This is a genomic window from Pseudomonas sp. Hz4 (assembly GCF_054898165.1).
Genome location: NZ_CM142719.1, coordinates 3,004,647 through 3,021,657 on the forward strand (window position 1 = coordinate 3,004,647; position 17,011 = coordinate 3,021,657).

General features: G+C 59.8%; 15 protein-coding genes. 4 read left to right on the forward strand and 11 right to left on the reverse strand.

Annotated elements, in window-relative coordinates; genetic code table 11:
* Positions 1-31 precede the first annotated feature (31 nt).
* The 8 genes from ACYZTR_RS13705 to ACYZTR_RS13740 form a co-directional block, all read right to left on the reverse strand.
* Entirely contained in the window at positions 32-943 is a 912-nt protein-coding gene (locus ACYZTR_RS13705; RefSeq protein WP_461971629.1) for a halovibrin HvnA, read from the reverse strand.
* 162 nt (positions 944-1,105) lie between these two features.
* Complete coding sequence (locus tag ACYZTR_RS13710) at positions 1,106-2,776, reverse strand: ATP-binding protein (protein WP_461971631.1); 1,671 nt, start codon at positions 2,774-2,776, stop codon at positions 1,106-1,108.
* Complete coding sequence (locus ACYZTR_RS13715; RefSeq protein WP_461971633.1) at positions 2,773-4,275, reverse strand: ATPase domain-containing protein; 1,503 nt, start codon at positions 4,273-4,275, stop codon at positions 2,773-2,775. The genes ACYZTR_RS13710 and ACYZTR_RS13715 overlap by 4 nt, the downstream gene beginning before the upstream one ends.
* Before the next feature lie 116 nt (positions 4,276-4,391).
* Positions 4,392-5,447, reverse strand: coding sequence for a tetratricopeptide repeat protein (locus tag ACYZTR_RS13720; RefSeq protein ID WP_461971635.1), 1,056 nt, complete (start codon positions 5,445-5,447; stop codon positions 4,392-4,394).
* A 319-nt stretch (positions 5,448-5,766) separates the two neighbouring features.
* Entirely contained in the window at positions 5,767-7,188 is a 1,422-nt protein-coding gene (locus tag ACYZTR_RS13725) for an efflux transporter outer membrane subunit (protein ID WP_461971637.1), read from the reverse strand.
* Complete coding sequence (locus tag ACYZTR_RS13730; RefSeq protein ID WP_461971639.1) at positions 7,185-10,367, reverse strand: efflux RND transporter permease subunit; 3,183 nt, start codon at positions 10,365-10,367, stop codon at positions 7,185-7,187. Before ACYZTR_RS13730 ends, ACYZTR_RS13725 begins: the two co-directional genes overlap by 4 nt.
* Before the next feature lie 15 nt (positions 10,368-10,382).
* A complete protein-coding gene (gene mexE, locus ACYZTR_RS13735) occupies positions 10,383-11,636 on the reverse strand; it encodes a multidrug efflux RND transporter periplasmic adaptor subunit MexE (protein ID WP_461971641.1) in 1,254 nt (417 codons plus the stop codon).
* Between the two features lie 314 nt (positions 11,637-11,950).
* Positions 11,951-12,298 carry a hypothetical protein gene (locus ACYZTR_RS13740; RefSeq protein WP_461971643.1) on the reverse strand — a complete coding sequence of 116 codons (348 nt, stop codon included), beginning with the start codon at positions 12,296-12,298 and terminating at the stop codon, positions 11,951-11,953.
* A 190-nt stretch (positions 12,299-12,488) separates the two neighbouring features.
* On the opposite strand from ACYZTR_RS13740, the gene ACYZTR_RS13745 reads away from it, so the two are divergent.
* From ACYZTR_RS13745 to ACYZTR_RS13755, 3 genes are read left to right on the forward strand one after another with little or no spacing between them, the layout of a single operon-like run.
* Positions 12,489-13,172 carry an STN domain-containing protein gene (locus ACYZTR_RS13745; RefSeq protein WP_461971645.1) on the forward strand — a complete coding sequence of 228 codons (684 nt, stop codon included), beginning with the start codon at positions 12,489-12,491 and terminating at the stop codon, positions 13,170-13,172.
* On the forward strand, positions 13,169-13,714 hold the full coding sequence (locus ACYZTR_RS13750) for an RNA polymerase sigma factor (protein WP_461964434.1): 546 nt from the start codon (positions 13,169-13,171) through the stop codon (positions 13,712-13,714). The genes ACYZTR_RS13745 and ACYZTR_RS13750 overlap by 4 nt, the downstream gene beginning before the upstream one ends.
* Before the next feature lie 37 nt (positions 13,715-13,751).
* The gene (locus tag ACYZTR_RS13755; protein WP_461971646.1) at positions 13,752-14,693 is read left to right on the forward strand and encodes a FecR family protein; all 942 of its coding nucleotides are present in this window, start codon (positions 13,752-13,754) and stop codon (positions 14,691-14,693) included.
* 54 nt (positions 14,694-14,747) lie between these two features.
* Here the strand turns inward: ACYZTR_RS13755 and ACYZTR_RS13760 are convergent, their stop codons facing one another.
* Together ACYZTR_RS13760 and gspH are read right to left on the reverse strand one after the other, a co-directional pair.
* The gene (locus ACYZTR_RS13760) at positions 14,748-15,356 is read right to left on the reverse strand and encodes a prepilin-type N-terminal cleavage/methylation domain-containing protein (RefSeq protein ID WP_461971648.1); all 609 of its coding nucleotides are present in this window, start codon (positions 15,354-15,356) and stop codon (positions 14,748-14,750) included.
* A complete protein-coding gene (gspH, locus tag ACYZTR_RS13765) occupies positions 15,353-15,820 on the reverse strand; it encodes a type II secretion system minor pseudopilin GspH (RefSeq protein ID WP_461971650.1) in 468 nt (155 codons plus the stop codon). The genes ACYZTR_RS13760 and gspH overlap by 4 nt, the downstream gene beginning before the upstream one ends.
* Positions 15,821-15,940: 120 nt before the next feature.
* On the opposite strand from gspH, the gene ACYZTR_RS13770 reads away from it, so the two are divergent.
* On the forward strand, positions 15,941-16,372 hold the full coding sequence (locus ACYZTR_RS13770; protein WP_461971652.1) for a type II secretion system protein N: 432 nt from the start codon (positions 15,941-15,943) through the stop codon (positions 16,370-16,372).
* A 160-nt stretch (positions 16,373-16,532) separates the two neighbouring features.
* Here the strand turns inward: ACYZTR_RS13770 and gspI are convergent, their stop codons facing one another.
* A complete protein-coding gene (gene gspI / locus ACYZTR_RS13775; RefSeq protein WP_461971654.1) occupies positions 16,533-16,913 on the reverse strand; it encodes a type II secretion system minor pseudopilin GspI in 381 nt (126 codons plus the stop codon).
* Positions 16,914-17,011 lie beyond the last annotated feature (98 nt).

Genomic DNA, 17,011 nt, shown 5'->3' on the forward strand with positions numbered 1-17,011 from the left:
TTAGCCGACACGTGTTCAAATCATCGACGATTCAAGGCTTTACTTGATCCCCTGGTAGGTAAGTAAAAGTCGCGTCGCTGGAGGGAAGGGCGGGCAATGTCAACTTTATGATAGGAACAACTTTTCCTCCGGTTTTGGCATAGAAGTCCTTTTGATCATGTTGTGCCCCGGCCAAACCTCCCGGTAGGTAGTAAAAGGCCTCGAGGGGTAACTCCAGGGGAATATTTTGCGGCCAGGTGGCTAGAACCAGCTCGCTATAGTCGTACGTGCCGGCAAACAGATTACTTTGGTTGTGGGCCCGGATTGACTGGTAGAAGGAGTCGGCGGCCTGATCGTTCATACTGTCACGTACATCGAAGCTGCACATGTTCCAGGTATTCAGCCGCCAGTTCGCAAGCCACTGTTCCGCGGTGGTCACACCGATTGTCTGACAGCGCCGACTCTTGTCCGGTGCATATGGGTGAGCACCGCAACCCGGTTTATCCCTCAATTGAGTCGCGCCATCTCTCGGGTATGCGCAAAGGATTTCTATCTGTTTGGTGCCGGAGGGCCTGGACAGTACGGGGTAGAAAATGAAGCCATTGTTTTGGCCAAACACCAGGCTTTTGAACTTCAAGTCTTTACTCAAGAATGTAAAGGAAACGCCGCCGCTGGTTTGTGAGTGCGGACTAGGGTTCCAGCTTGAGTAGTTATTCGAAGGCACCGTTGACCTCAGAATCACGCCTCGGCAGAGGAAGGCCGGCATCGAATTTTTGCCACAATTAATGCGCACATCTTGATATCGGCGGGTCAGCTCTGCTGCCACTTCCGCGCCGTTTGGCGAAGATGTAAGCGTTGCAAGTGTTGAAGTATCGGCAGGTTCAGAGAGAGGTACTTCATTCTGGCGAGCTGTCTGACAGCTGGCTAGCACTACGCAAAGCGAAAGAATCAGTAGGTGCTTCATTTCGGTATCCCTTCAGAAATTCGCGCAATGCCGATTAAACGGCGATGAGCATTGCGTCGTAGAAGGGATTGGAACGCAGTCGAACATTATCGAATAGCTGTCAAACCTGACAAGTAGGCAGGCACGAAAGGATGAGCTATCGTGTCGAGTTTCCCACCGTTTTCAGACTCGGATCATCTCCCGCACCTTCGCCGTCAACAGGTCGAAGGTGAAGGGCTTGGTGATCATCTGCATGCCTGAGTCAAGGAACCCGCCACGCACAGCCGCGTGCTCGGCATACCCGGTGATGAACAACACCTTGAGCTCGGGCCGGTACTGCCGGCCGATTTCCGCCAGTTGCCGGCCATTCATGCCCGGCAAGCCGACGTCGCTGATCAACAGATCGATACGCTGCGCGGAATCGAGAATCGGCACCGCGCTGTCGGCATCGCCTGCCACGACGAAGGCATAACCCAGCTCACTCAATACCGTGCTGACCAACACCCGCACCGCCGGATCATCCTCGACGATCAGCACCGTTTCGCCGTTCTGTGCGAAGGGGGCGTGCTGGACGTCTACCGGTCTGTCCTTAGGGGCGTCACCGCGCAAGCGTGGCAGAAACAAACTCACCGTGGTGCCTTCGCCCACTTCGCTGTGAATGGCGACGTGGCCGCGCGATTGTTTGCTGAAACCATAAATCATCGACAGTCCAAGGCCTGTGCCCTGACCGGTCGGTTTGGTGGTAAAGAAGGGGTCAAAAGCTCGGTTGATGGTGCTTTGCGGCATGCCACACCCGGTGTCGGTGACGCTCAGCACCACATAATCACCCGGTTGAAGGTTGCTCTGAGCCTTGGTGAACTCAATGTCCAGATGTTGATTGCTGGTCTTCACCACCAGTTTGCCGCCGTCGGGCATCGCATCCCGGGCATTGATCACCAGATTGAGCAGGGCGCTTTCCAGCTGGTTGGGATCGGCCTCAGCCACCCAGAGTTGCTCGTTCAGTTGCATGTCCAGCTGAATGCTTTCGTTGATGCTGCGTTGCAGCAGTTCGCCCATGGAAACCACCAGGGCGTTCATTTCCACGGGTTTGGAATCCAGCGACTGACGCCGGGAAAACGCCAGCAGACGGTGGGTCAAGCCTGCCGCGCGGTTGGCTGAGGTCACCCCCAGGTCGATAAGACTGTCCAGATCTTCGATGCGGCCACGCGCCAGTCGCCGGCGCAACAGCTCAAGGCTGCCGATGATGCCGGTCAGCATGTTGTTGAAGTCGTGGGCAATACCGCCGGTGAGCTGGCCAACCGCTTCCATTTTCTGCGATTGGCGCAGGGCTTCTTCATTGTGTCGCAGCTGAGCGGTGCGTTCCTCGACCTGCTGTTCAAGCGTTTCGAGGGTGTTTTGCAGTCGCAGTTCGCTTTGACTCAAATCGATCAGTCGGTCCCTGGCTTCGTACTGTCGTCGACGTCCGCGCAACGCGGTAGTCACCAGGCTGATTAACGTAACCGGGTGAAAAGGGCGCTCAAGAAAGGTCACGTTCCCCAACTGCGGGCCGTAGCGCGACGCCGGGTTTTGTTCCGGGCCGCCATGGTAGATCATCAACACAATTGGAAGGTCGGACCAGGCAGGCTGTTGCTCGATCAGACCGAACAGCGGTTCAAGATCACCGCCCAACAAGGCCTCGGAAGAGATCAGCAGCAGTCCTGCCCCTTGCTCCAATTCGCCGCACAACGCCACCAAGTCCCGAGTGATCACCCCGTCGTAACCCGCTTCGTTGAGCATCATCAGCGCAATCTGGCTGTCGCGGCCCCGCGGCGCGAGAATGATCGCGCGCTCGGACTTCGCCTCCTGGGCAATCACGGACTGCCTTCCTCAAGCAAGGGTTTGCTGGCACCCAGATAAGTAGGGACGCCGCTCAATACCCCTTGAAACGCATCCAGCGGTTCACCGATGGTCATGCCCTGAGCGCTGATGCGGTATTCACGAATGGTGGACTCATGGCTGCCCGTGCGTTTCTTGATGATCGAAATCGCCCGACGAACCTTGCCCAGTGCTTCGAAGTAGCGCAGCAGGATGACCGTATCGGCCAGATAGGTGATGTCCACGGGGGCCTGCATGTCACCGATCAGTCCATGCTGGGCGACCGTCATGAAGGTCGCGGCACCCTGGCGATTGAGGTACAACAGCAGCTCGTGCATGTGCAGCACCAGTGCCTTTTCTTCAGGCATCGCCGCCTGATAGCCGTTGATGCTGTCGATCACCACGGTTTTGATATCGCCCTCATCGACGCAGCGACGAACCCGATAGGAAAACTCTCCGGGAGACAACTCGGCCGCGTCCACTTGCTCGATCAGCAGGTTGCCGGTGTCTTGAAGCGCCTTGAGGTCGATGCCGATGTTCTTCATACGCTCGAACAGTAACCCGAGCTCTTCATCGAAAATGAACAGCGCGGCTTTTTCGCCCCGAGCCACGGCGGCAGCGGCGAAGATCGTCGATATCAGCGATTTGCCGGTACCGGCCGGGCCAAGGATCAGCGTGCTGGACCCGGTCTCGATGCCGCCGCCGAGCAGGGCGTCCATTGCCTTGATGCCGCTGGACAATTGTTGGCGGACATAGCGACCGCGGTGTTCGGCGGCCACCAGACGCGGAAATACATGCACGCCGTCGCCCATGATGGTGAAGTCGTGATATCCGCCGCGGTACTTCTGACCGCGGTATTTCACCACGCGAATCCGTCGACGTTCGGCGCCATAGTGGGGTGTCAGCTCCTCAAGGCGAATGACGCCGTGGGCCACACTGTGCACCGTTTTATCGAGGGGTTCGGTGGTCAGGTCGTCCAACAACACCACCGTGGCGTCATAGCGCACGAAGTAATGTTTGATCGCGAGGATCTGGCGACGGTAGCGCAGCGAGCTTTGGGCCAGCAGACGGATCTCGGAAAGACTGTCGAGCACTACGCGGGTCGGCTTGATTCGTTCGACGACTTCGAAAATCTGCTGGGTGGCTTCGCCCAGTTCAAGGTCCGAGGAATACAGCAAACTCTGTTGATGCTCGGCATTGAGCAGGTTTTCCGGGGGTGTCAGTTCGAAGATGTGGATGTTCTCATCCAACTCCCAGCCGTGGGACAACGCTCCCTGCCGCAGCTCGCGCTCGGTTTCCGACAAGGTGATGTACAACGAGCGTTCGCCGGCACGAGCGCCGGCCAACAGGAAATGCAAAGCGACGGTGGTTTTACCGGTTCCGGGCTCACCCTCCAGTAAAAACACATGGCCGCGGGACAATCCACCCGCCAGGATGTCATCCAGACCTTCGATGCCGGTGGCGGCTTTTGCACTGATCAACTCGTTAGATGTAGACAAAAAATGCCCTCTCATGACTAGGGGAAACGAGGCAGCAGGCCGTAAGTGCCTGAATGGACTGCCTGTTCACTTGACCCTTGGCCGAGATGACGAGTTCAACGAAAGTTTTGCTACGGTTAAAGCCCTTGCTGCAACGCAGGGTCGTCGGGATTGAGTTGTTCAAGTTGCGCCAACAGGATCTGCACGTTTTGCAGCTGTCCGCTTTCCTTCCAGTAGTTGATCAGCAATACCCGGGCCTTGCGGTCGGCCGGGTGGCGCTGGACGATCTCCTGTAACTGTTTCTGCGCCGCTTCAAGCTCCTGTTCATCGTGAAGCGTGGTGGCCAGGTCGTAACGGTATTCCTTGTTGTCCGGCTCCAGCTCCACGGCTTTGGAAAGGCCGAGCAGGGCGAATTCACTTTGCCCGTGATGCAGCAGCCAGAGACCCAGGGCATGTTGCAGGTAGGCTGAATTGGGTTGGGCCTTCAGCTGCTTGGCCAACAGCTGCTGGGCGGCATCGTTTTGGCCCTGTCGATCCAGCACTTCGATCTGCATCACCAGCGCCGGCAGGTTGCCGGGCGCAAGGCGCAAGGTGTTCTCCAGTGCCTGCCGCGCCTCTTTCAATTCGGCGTTGTGCAAATGCAGTCGAGCCAATTGATAGTGGTTGTCGGCGTTCTCCGGCTGACTCTTCAGATCCTGTTCCCAGGCATCGATGGCTTGCTCGAGCGGCCCGAAGTACAAACCGAGATCGTCCGGCGAAAGCCCCAGCAAGGCGTTCACGGCGGCATAGCGGACGCGCTGTTCGCTGTCATCGAGTAAAGGGCCCAGCAGCAGGCTGCGCTGACCGCTGGGCACCAGACCGCTGATGCTTTTGATCGCCGCAATGCGCACCTCTGGCGATTCATGCTGCAAGTCCGCATCGGCCAGTTTCAGGGCCACGGAGCTGGGGTAGTTGGGCAGTTCGGCATGCAACCAGATGCGGCGTTTGGCCGATATATCAGAGCGGCCCAATTGCTGGTAGAGAACCCGCGCTGCACCCGGTTGGCCTGCGCGCGCCTGGTTCAGCGCTTCGCTGTAGCCACGCTTGATCGCCTCCGGCACTGCGGGGGTTGTGCTGCGCAGGAAAACCCAGGCAAGGCCGATGGCAAACAGGACGCAGAGGCTGATGAGCAGGTAGCGGCGGGACTGGGGCATGCAGGAATCCGGGAGCTGGCAAGCTGTTGCAAGGTTGCCAGCTTCGGTCAGGCAGGGCTGTGAGTCAAACCCCGTGTTGGGGGAGGGCGACCGTCCAGGATAACAAGAAGGCACACTAACCCTGTGGGAGCGGGCTTGCTCGCGAAGACGGCTGCACATTCAACATTAATGTCGGCTGACAGATCGCATTCGCGAGCAAGCCCGCTCCCACAAGGTTAGCGTTGCATTCGGAACAAGTAAAAAAAAGCCCCGCGACCGAATGAGGCGCAGGGCAAAGGAATTGGTTGGTTGCGGCCAACCAAAGGAGCTCGTTAAAACATTACTGGCTGGCGACCGTCTCTGGTTGCCAGCCACCGCCGAGGGCTTTGTAAATCGCGACAATGCCGCGGTACAGATCGACTTCGGCCTGGGCCTGGTTGTCTTCAGCCGCCAGACGCTCACGCTGGGCGTCGAGCAGGACGAGGAAGTCCGCCGTGCCTTCGCGGTAGCGAATGTCGGCCAGGTCGGCCGCGGCGCGACTGGATTCACTCTGACGAATCAGCGAGATCAGGCGTTGTTGACGTTTGCCGTAGTCGCTAAAGGCGTTTTCCGACTCTTCCAACGCCAACAGCACTTGCTGCTCGTAGGTCGCCAGAGCGCCCTCGGCATCTGCATCGGCGCCACGTAAACGGGCGCGCACGCTGCCAAGGTCGAACGCAGCCCAGGTAATACTTGGGCCCAGCGCCCAGGCGTTGGCCGCCGAGGAGCCGATTTGCGAACCGCGCCCGGCAGTGAAGCCAAGGAAGCCGCTGAGGCTGACCCGTGGGAACAAATCGGCCTTGGCCACGCCGATACGGGCAGTGGCGGAAGCCAGTTTGCGCCCGGCGCTAAGGATGTCCGGGCGACGTTGCAGCAGTTCACCCGGATCACCGATCGGCAGGGCCTTGGCGATCGCCGGCAAATCTTTTGGACTCAGGTCGACGGTCAGCCTGTCCGGACGTTCACCCAGCAGGGTGGCGATGCGGTTGCGTTGACGAACCTGTTCGGCCTGCAGTTGCGGCACGCTGGCTTCGACAGACGCCAGGCGTGCATCGGCGCGGACCACATCGAGCTGATCGCCGACGCCGGCATCACGCAGGCTGACGGTGATCTTGCTCGATTCCTGCTGGTTGTTCAGGTTGGCCAGGGCGATCTTTTCCCGCAGCTGCGCACCGCGCAGTTGACCGTAGGCGTCCACCAGTTCGGCAATCATGGAGACTTGCAGTTGGTAGAGATCGGCTTCGAGTGCCTGCTGTTCGGCGTCGGCGGATTCCAGGTTGCGCTGGATACGGCCAAACAGGTCGATCTCCCACGCCATGTCCAGGCCCAGGTCGTAGCGTTCGCTGCTAACCCGTTTCGTGGTCTGGCCCGGGATCTGACCCTTGGCCAGGTCACTGCTGGCCCGGCTGGTGATAGTCGGCATGGCGTCATTGCTGGCGTCATCGCGGATCGCCCGGGCCGCTTTCCAGCGCGCGAAGGCGACGCGCAAATCGCGGTTGCCTTGCAGCGAGTGAGTCACCAACTGGTTGAGCGTCGGGTCTTCGAACTGCTGCCACCAGATGCCTTCGAAACGCGAGCGGTCGAAGTTCTTCTGACCGGCGCTGCCATCGGTGGCGGTCGTGATGTTGGCCGGCTCAGTGGCTGGAGTCTTGTAGTCCGGGCCCACGGCACAGGCACTCAGGGCCAGTACCAGAAGGCTCGGCAGGAAGGCTTTCAGGCTCATTGTTGCGCCTCCGGTTTCAGGGCCTTGGCCGCTTTGCGCGCTTCACCGCGCTCCACAAAGTTACGAATCAATACGTAGAACACTGGCGTCAGCAACAGACCGAAGAAGGTCACCCCGAGCATCCCGGAGAACACCGCTACACCCATGGCGTGACGCATTTCGGCACCGGCGCCACTGGAGAACACCAGAGGCACGACACCCATGATGAACGCGAAGGAAGTCATCAGGATCGGCCGCAGACGCAGGCGGCAAGCTTCCAGTACCGCCGCGAGCGGGCTGAGGCCTTCGTCCTGCTGTCTATCCTTGGCAAACTCGACGATCAAAATCGCGTTTTTACAGGCAAGCCCCACCAGTACGATCAAGCCGATCTGGGTGAAGATGTTGTTGTCGCCTCCCGAAGCAATCACACCGGTAATGGCCGACAGCAGGGTCATCGGTACGATCAGGATCACCGCCAGTGGCAGGCTCCAGCTTTCGTATTGAGCCGCGAGCACCAGGAACGCCAGCAGTACGCAGAGCGGGAACACGAACAGTGCAGTGTTGCCGGACAAAATCTGCTGGTAGGTCAGGTCGGTCCACTCGTAGGTCATGCCGTTCGGAAGTTCTTCCTTGAGCAGTTTTTCGATGGCTTTTTCGGCCTGGCCGGAGCTGTAGCCGGGGGCTGCCGCACCGTTGATTTCAGCGGTGATGAAACCGTTGTAGTGCATCACGCGGTCCGGGCCCGAGGTGTCGCTGACTTTGATGAAGGTCGCCAGCGGGATCATCTCGCCTTTGTTGTTACGTACTTTCAGCTGACCGATCTGGTCCGGTTCGAGACGGAACTGCTGCTCGGCCTGAACGTTGACCTGATAGGTACGACCGAAGCGGTTGAAGTCGTTGGCATACAGCGAACCCAGATAGATCTGCAGGGTGTCGAAGATGTCGCTGACGGCCACACCATGAGTCTTGGCTTTTTCCCGGTCGATAGCCGCATCGACCTGTGGCACGTTCACGGTGTAGCTGGTGAACAGGGCGGCCAGTTCCGGCACGTTGTGGCTTTTGTTGATGATGTTCATGGTTTCTTTGTACAGCTCGTCATAGCCCAGGTTGCCCCGGTCTTCGATCTGCAGGCGGAAACCACCGATGGTGCCCAGGCCTTGTACGGGCGGCGGCGGGAAGATCGCCATGTAGGCTTCCTGAATCCCGGCGAACTGGCCGTTCAACGCACCGGCAATTGCACCGGCGGACATGCTCGGGTCTTTGCGCTCGTCGAAAGGTTTCAGGGTCACGAACACGATGCCGGCGTTAGGGCTGTTGGTGAAGCCGTTGATCGACAGGCCAGGGAAGGCCACCGCACTTTCCACGCCAGGCTGTTTCAGGGCCAGGTCGGACATGCGTTTGATCACGTCTTCGGTACGGTCCAGGCTCGAGGCATCCGGCAGTTGAGCGAAGGCCACCAGGTATTGCTTGTCCTGGCCGGGTACGAACCCGGTCGGGGTGTTGGCGAAACCGAAGAAGGTCAGCACCATCAGGCCTGCGTACAACAGGAGGGCGATACCGCTGCTGCGGATAACCCGGCCCACGGTGCCGACATAGCCGTGGCTGGCCTTGTCAAAGAAGCGGTTGAACGGACGGAACAGCCAGCCACCAAAGATCTTGTCGAGGACCTTGGAGAAACGATCCTTCGGCGCGTCATGGCTTTTGAGCAACACAGCCGCCAGGGCAGGCGACAGGGTCAGCGAGTTGAACGCCGAGATCACGGTCGAGATCGCGATGGTCAGGGCGAATTGCTTGTAGAACTGCCCGGTCAATCCGGAGATGAAGGCTGCCGGGATAAACACCGCACACAGCACCAGCGCCGTCGCGATGATCGGACCGGTCACTTCACGCATGGCCCGCTTGGTCGCTTCGACCGGAGTGAGCCCCAGTCCGATGTTTCGCTCGACGTTTTCCACCACCACGATGGCGTCGTCCACCACGATACCGATGGCCAGTACCAACCCGAAGAGTGACAGGGCGTTCAGCGAGAAGCCGAACAGGTGCATCACAGCAAACGTACCGATCAGCGAAACCGGCACCGCCACCAACGGAATGATCGAGGCGCGCCAGGTTTGCAGGAACAGGATCACTACCAATACAACAAGGATCAGTGCTTCGAAGAGGGTGTGAACCACTGCTTCGATCGAGCCGCGCACGAAGATCGTCGGGTCATAGACGATGCTGAAGTCCATGCCTTCCGGGAAGTTCTTCTTCAGCTCGGCCATCTTGCCGCGCACTTCGTTGGAGATTTCGATCGCGTTGGAGCCAGGGCGCTGGAAGATCGGGATCGCCACGGCCGGCTGGTTATTCAGCAGCGAGCGCAGGGCGTACTGGCTGGAACCCAATTCAATCCGAGCGATGTCTTTCAGGCGCGTGATTTCACCGTTGTCGCCGGAGCGAATGATGATGTTCTCGAACTCTTCTTCAGAAACCAGACGGCCTTGCGTGTTGACCGACAGCTGGAATGCGGTGGCATTCGGTGCAGGAGGTGCGCCCAATGCGCCGGCAGCCACCTGACGGTTCTGTTCACGGATGGCGGTCACGACGTCGGTGGCGGTCAGGTTACGCGAAGCGGTCTTGTTCGGATCGAGCCAGACCCGCAGCGAGTAATCGCCCATACCGAACAACTGCACGTCACCGACACCGCCCAGACGCGCCAGCTCATCCTTGATGTTGAGCAAGGCGTAGTTGGACAGGTAGAGCATGTCGTAGCGTTTGTCCGGCGAGGTCAAGTGCACAACCATGGTCAGGTCGGGCGAAGCCTTGTCCACGGTGATACCGATGCGCGTCACTTCTTCTGGAAGTTTCGGCTCGGTCCGGGTCACACGGTTCTGCACCTGCACCTGTGCGTTGTCCAGGTCAGTGCCCAGGGCGAAGGTGATGGTCAGGGTGATCTTGCCGTCCGCGGTGGACTGCGAAGACATGTACAGCATGTTTTCGACGCCAGTGATGGCTTGCTCCAGAGGCGCTGCCACGGTTTCACCGATGACTTTTGGGTTGGCGCCCGGGAAGTTGGCACGAACCACAACGGTCGGCGGAACCACTTCCGGGTATTCGCTGATCGGCAACTGGAACAGCGAGATGGCGCCGGCGATCAGGATCAGCAGCGAAAGTACCGCTGCGAAGATCGGCCGTGAAATGAAGAATTGAGAAAAATTCATCGGAGTTGTCGTCCCTTAACCGCGTGGAGTCGCAGCAGCCAGTTTCACAACCGAACCCGGCGCGACCTTGGCAGGTGCGACTTGGGGCAGGTTGCTGGCTTCCAGCGCTTGTCGTTGTTGAGCCAGAGCGGCGAGGGTTTGTTCGCTGGCCATCGGAATCACTTCAGGGGTGACCGGCGAGCCAGGGCGAACCCGTTGCAGCCCCTTGACGATGACGGTGTCGTCCTTGTTCAGGCCGCTGCGCACGATGCGCAAGCCTTCGATCTTCGGACCCAGCTCGACCGTGCGATACGCCGTCTTGTTGTCGGCATCCATCACCAGCACGAATTTTTTGCCCAGGTCGGTACCAACCGCTTCGTCGTTGATCAGCACGGCGGAGTAGGTGCCGCTGCCGACCAGTTTCAAACGTGCATACAGGCCTGGGGTGTAGGTGCCGTCGCTGTTGTCGAACACCGCACGACCGCGGATGGTGCCGGTTTTTGGGTTGACCTGGTTGTCGACGAAGTTCATCACGCCCTGGTGCGGGTTGCCGTCTTCATTGGACAGGCCAAGGTAAACCGGGGTGGTTGCACCGCGTTTGCCTTGGCGAGCGAGCGCGGTGTACTTGAGGAATACGCGCTCGTCGGCGTCGAAGTAGGCGTAGACCTTGTCAGTGGAAACCACACTGGTCAGCGCGGTGGTGTCGGCGGTTACCAGGTTGCCGGCGGTCATTTCCGCACGGCTGACGCGACCACTGATCGGCGCGGTAACACGGGTGAAACTCAGGTTCAGTTTGGCCAGGTCCAGTTGCGCCTGGAGGGCACCGACGGCAGCGCGGGCTTCTTGCGAAGCGCTGGTGCGCGAATCGGCCAGCTCGGCGGAAATCGCATTGCTGGTGCGCAGACGTTCACCGCGCCGGGCTTCATTTTCGCTGCGGGTGGCGTTGGCGCGGGATTGGGCAACCAGGGCTTCGAGGCGGCGAACCTCGGCCTGGAATGGACGTGGGTCAATCTGAAACAACAGGTCGCCTTTTTTGACCAATGCGCCTTCAGTGAAGGCCACTTCATCGATCTGGCCGGAGACCCGTGGACGAATTTCTACGGTTTCCGGTGCTTCGAGGCGCCCGGTGAATTCGTCCCACTCATTGACCGGTTGTTCCAGCACCTTGGCCACGCTGACCTTGGCTGCGGGCATAGTGGCGGCCGTGTCCGGAGTCTTGCCGCAGGCGCTCATCACCAGCACGGCCAACAGGGCCAACGGGAAGCGCAAATGTTTGAGTGATTGTTCCATGGATGCATCCGCCAATGTATTGAGAATGGGCGGATGATGCTCGGCGAGGTTGTATCGCACGAATCGAATGAGGCAAAAGTAACTATCATTCGGAATGATATAAGGCCCAGGCAAGCCCTCTAGCGTGCACCTTCGTTAGGTGGCTAACAATTAGATTAATGACAATTCAGTGTTGCGAGGAAAAGAGGCCGGATTTTTTCACCAGTGAATATCCATTCGTAGCGGTACGTATTTTTAAGAAGGGCTAGAAATTGTTTTATCGTCACCCAGATTGGATGTTTCTACACATCTGATCCACTGCAGACCCCCCTTACTCACGGCGCCTTGATCAGCGGCAAGCCGCTGGCAGGAGGGGCGGGGCGTTGGGGTTTGACGCCGGTACCGAAGGTATTGCCCATGCGCGTGCTGGTCGCGGCCGGTGTTGCCAGGCCGACGTGGTTGGGTGGCCGTTGATTCACCGGCACGTTCATGGCTTCCTGATTCTTTTGCGCAGCGGCCGCGCCCTCGGGGTTATTGCCCATTTGCTGGCTCAGGCAGTTGTAGTCCGGTGCCTTGTAACCCCCGACCGTTACTTCGACGCAGCCTGGCGGTTGCTCGGCTTGAACCGCTGTCAGTCCGATCAATAGCAGCACGCCGGCTGCAGCACACCACAGATGTTTCATTGAAGGTCTCCTGGCCGGCCACGAACGGGCCGCGCTGAAGCGTGAGTCTAGAGCAAAGTGATCGGGCGGCTCGTGATGTTTTTTTGCACCGGCCGTCACACCAGAGTCATAAACAGCCCTCAGGATGACGGTTTTCAGGGGTGCGTCAGCCGTGCAGCGAGGCAGAGTCAGAAACGGGTGCCAGGTTTCAATGACTCACGTCCGCCAGGCTGGCCTGGTGTTGCTGTTTTGGTTGATGTCGTCGGCAGTGATTGCCGGTCCGATTGATTCGCAGACTTCACTGGAGCTGGATATCCCGGCCCAGGAATTGGCCAGCGCGCTTGAACGGTACAGTCGTGCCACCGGCATGGCAGTGTTGGTCGATCGCCAGTTGACCCGTGGTCGTCGTTCGATCGCGGTGAAAGGGCGTCTGAATGCCGCCGATGCCTTGAGCCTGATGCTCGGTGGCAGTGGACTGATGGCTCGGTATGCCCGGGCGGATGCCTTCACGTTGCAAGTGGCGCAGGTCACCGAGGTGCCCTCGATGCAAGCCTCGGTCGCAACCAGTGCGCCGCTGGCTGGCAGCAGTTACGCGACGGCGATTCAATCGGCGATCGAGCGCAGCCTGTGCCGCTCGCCTTCGATCCGCCCAGGCAGTTTTCGGGCATTGCTACAACTGTGGATCGGCCGTGACGGCGTTGTGCAGTACAGCCGTCTGGTCAGTTCTACAGGTGATGTTCAGCGCGACTCGGCGCTGGTGGAAAGATTGCGCAACCTCAACATCGAACGTCCGGCGCCCAGTTCCCTGGGTCAGCCGGTCACTCTACTTCTGCTACCTGAGCCGTCGGGAAAACGCATGGAATGCACTCTATGGGAAGGAGTTTCCGGGGGATGAAAGACACCGGACAAAGTTCGATGGTCAGGCTATTCCTGACATCCTACGACGATTTCAAGGTGCGCTTGCGCCGGCGCCTTGGTTCGGAGGATCTGGCCAACGACGTCCTGCACGAAACTTACCTGCGGGTCGACCGCATGGAAACACCGCCGAACATTGCCCAGCCTAATGCGTACCTCTATCGCATGGCCCTGAACATCGCGGCGGACCGGCGCCAGTCGGATGCCCGGTTGCTGACAGGCAGCGAAGTGGAGGAGATGCTGCAAGTCTCGGATGAAGCGCTCGATCCGGCCCGCGTGGTGGGCGGGCAAAAGGAAATTCAATCGCTGCTCAACGCGCTGTATGAGCTGCCGGCGCGTCGACGCAAAATCTTTATCGCCGCTCGCCTGGAAGAGGCTCCACACCTGGAAATTTCCCAGCGCTTCGGCATTTCGACACGGATGGTCGAGAAGGAAATCAAAGCCGCTCTAGGCCATTGTGCCGAGCGCCTGGAAAGAAAAGTCATTCAGCGGTTCGGTCCCGGCGCGGGAAAACCGTCTTGATAGAAGAGTCCAGATTAATCCGTGAGTATCCCCGCGCTTGAACATCTTCCGTATTTCAGCCCCTGAGGCGACACCTCAGGACCGGCTACAGAGCGAAGCCCAGGACTGGTTGATCCTTTTGACCTCAGGCCGGGCGACCGTCGCCGATGCCCGGGCGTTACGCCAATGGTGCGCACAAAGCCCGGAACATGCCCGTGCCTTTGAACAAAGTAAGCGGCTATGGCAGCAGTTGCAGCCCGCTGCCGAACGATTGCAGGCTCCACGGCATCTGGGCCGTCGGGCATTCCTCGGTGGAGCCATCGCGGCGTCGGCCGCCTTTTTTCTGATTCGCGGTACGGTGCCGGGCGGTTTTTCGGGGCTGGGCGCCGATTACATCACTGAAGTCGGCGAGCAGCGGCGGGTCGATCTGGCGGAGGGACTGAGCCTGGAGCTCAATACCCAGACGCGTATCAACCAGCGCGCCAGTGCCGATGGCACCCGCAGCTTCGAGCTGCTCAGCGGCGAAGTCGAAGTCCTGACCCGTGCTCAGGCGCCGCTGAAAGTGCAGGCCGGGGCAGGGTGGTTGAGCGCACGTCAGGCCAGGTTCAATCTGCGTCATATCGACCAGAGCGTGTGCGTCACCTGCCTGGATGGCGTGTTGCTGGTCGACATTCTCGGTCGCAGCATCCCTCTGGAATCAGGCCAGCAACTGACCTATGACGCCAGGCAAGTCGGCACGCCGCAAGCGGTCGACACCTCGGCAGTGATTGCCTGGCGTCAACAGGTGCTGGTGTTCAACGACGCCACGCTGGCGACGGTGATCGACGAAATCAACCGCTACCGCCCCGGCATGTTGCTGCTGCTCAACAGCGAGTTGGGCAAGCGCAAGGTGCAGGCGCGGTTCAGCCTGGATCAACTGGCGGGCGTGGCGTTGCTGATTCGTGATGCGTATGGCGTCAAGTGCACTGAGTTGCCGGGTGGGGTGGTGGTGCTCAGCTAACGGCTGGCTTGGGGCATGGGGTGTCTCGACTGGCGCTATCGCGGTCCACCTGATTCACTTCAAAGGCCCCATCACCTGCCGATACTTCTCGACCCCCTGAGGCGTTTGCCGCGTCAGGTTGATCTCGATTCCAAGGGGATTTTCCTTGCGGTTGCCGCTCAGCTTGCGCCAGCCCTTGTCCACCTCCCAAACACGAATCGCAACGTCGCTGACTTCATTGAGCACTGCGACCCCTGCGGTGGGTGTCGGCAGCGGATAGCGGCTACGGGATTCGGCCTGAGCCCGGTAGAGCGTGTCGCCCTTCAGCCACCAGCGCACGCGCAGCAGTTCACCGTTCTGGCCGGTTGCGACGCGGATCACATCCAGACGAAAGCCTGTGCCGTTGGTGTTGCGCACGGTCACTGCCGGGGGCGCGCTGGACGGTTCATCGACGGTGCCGGGCTTCGCCGGCTCGGTCAGTTCGATGCTGGCGCGCATCGCGACGTCGCGCTCCAGCTGGTTCAACGCCCGCAGAAGGGCTTCGGTCTGTTCGGTGCTGGCCTGCAAATGCGCGTCGGCGCGGGTGACGCTGTCCAGGCCGCGCCAGGCAATCAGGCTGACCACCGCCATCAGCATGATCGCCACCATCACCTCGATCAGGGTAAAACCGCGTTGGGCCTTCATTGGACGCTCACTTGTCCGGTGGGGCTGCGCTGCACACTGATGCTATTGATTCCGTCCGACAGTTTCAGCTGCACGGGCGGATTGATCCATTCGGCGTTCAACACGACGCTTTTCCTGGGTTCCACACGCACTTCCATCCCCGGTGTCTCCCAGAGACGAGGGCGTAGTTGCGGGTCGTTCTGAAAGCGATCAACGCCTTCGCCGTTGTCATTGCGGCGACTGAAGCGAAATCCTTTGGCGTCGGCTCGCCAAGTGATCGGCCGACCATCGGATTGGGCTTCTGCTTGCGCGACCTTGAGCAAGTGCGCGACACGGTCGGCGTCCTTGCGCAGCAGGTGCAGCGGGTCCGGTTTGATGCTGAGGCTGATCGCCGCGCTGGCAATGCCGATGATCACCAGCACGACCATCAACTCGATCAGGGTGAAGCCCTGTTGCTTAAAGCGTTGCCGTTTGAAGCCATTCATTGAGTGCAAGCTCCTTTGCATCGTTTTTTATCGTGACGGCTGAAGATGGCGAGCATATGAAATAAAAACGTGAGAATTGCGCTGTAGGCTCATGGCAGGGACTAAAAGGAGATTCAGCCCATGTCGTTTACCGATCGCTTTTCCCCGGCGCAGTGTGTCCAGGCACTGGCCTTGCTGGCCGCTCTGGCGGGCGTCGTCACCTGGTCATCGCTGCTGCTGACATCTGCCGAATCGCGAACGCCGGATGCCGCGCCGCCACTCACGGTTTCACGCTCCGACAGCCCGGTCTTGCAGTGGTTTTCCAACCAGCCGGCACCGGTGGATATCAAGGTCAGCGGGGTGTGGGCGGGCACCCGTGGCGCGGTGGCGATCCTGAGTCTCAACGATGGCCCGCCACGCAGTTTTCTGGTGGGAGAACGGGTGAGCCAAGGGGTGAAAATCCTCGCCATCGAAGGCGATGCCGTGGTGATCGAGCGTGGCGAGGAGCAGTCCCGCCTGCTGATCGCCAAACTCCCGGATTCGCCATTGCTGCCCGTTTTGACTCACCCCTGAACCCACCATAATCGCCGTAGCCGCTGGCGAAGCCTGCGTCCGGCTCGGGCCGCGTTCGGACCAAGCAGTCGCCATGCGGTTTATCTGACGCACCGCGTTGTCTGGTTTACCACTGCTTCGCAGCCGGACGCAGGCTGCTACAGGGGTTGCGGGTTTTTCTTTATTGGGTGATCGGTCGACTCAGCAACGTGCCGAGCCGGGCCAGTGGCGGTGCCTCGCGGCTGCGGTCGAATACTTGCAGATCAACCCGTAACAACCGGCCATTCTCAGCGACGCCAATGGTTTGCTCGCAGCGCAACAGCAGCCGGCCCTGATCGCATTCCAATGCTTTTGTCCCCGGTGTCGATCGGCCCTCCAGACGCAACTCGGCCAGGCGACTCTGTGCCGCCAACAGCGCAATCGATTTGTCCCGCAGCAAGCCGTTGCTCTGGGTCATCACACCGGCGACCCGCACCGCGGCGGACATCGCGACGGCGATGATCGCCAGCGCTACCAGCACTTCGATCAAGGTAAAACCGGCCTGTCGGTGAGGGTGGCGCATCGGGCACTCGAGCGGTCTGAACAGCACTTGACTCTAAGCCCCGGGCTTGACCGCTTGACGACCAAAGCTCCCGAGCATTTTCAACACCACTGACATAT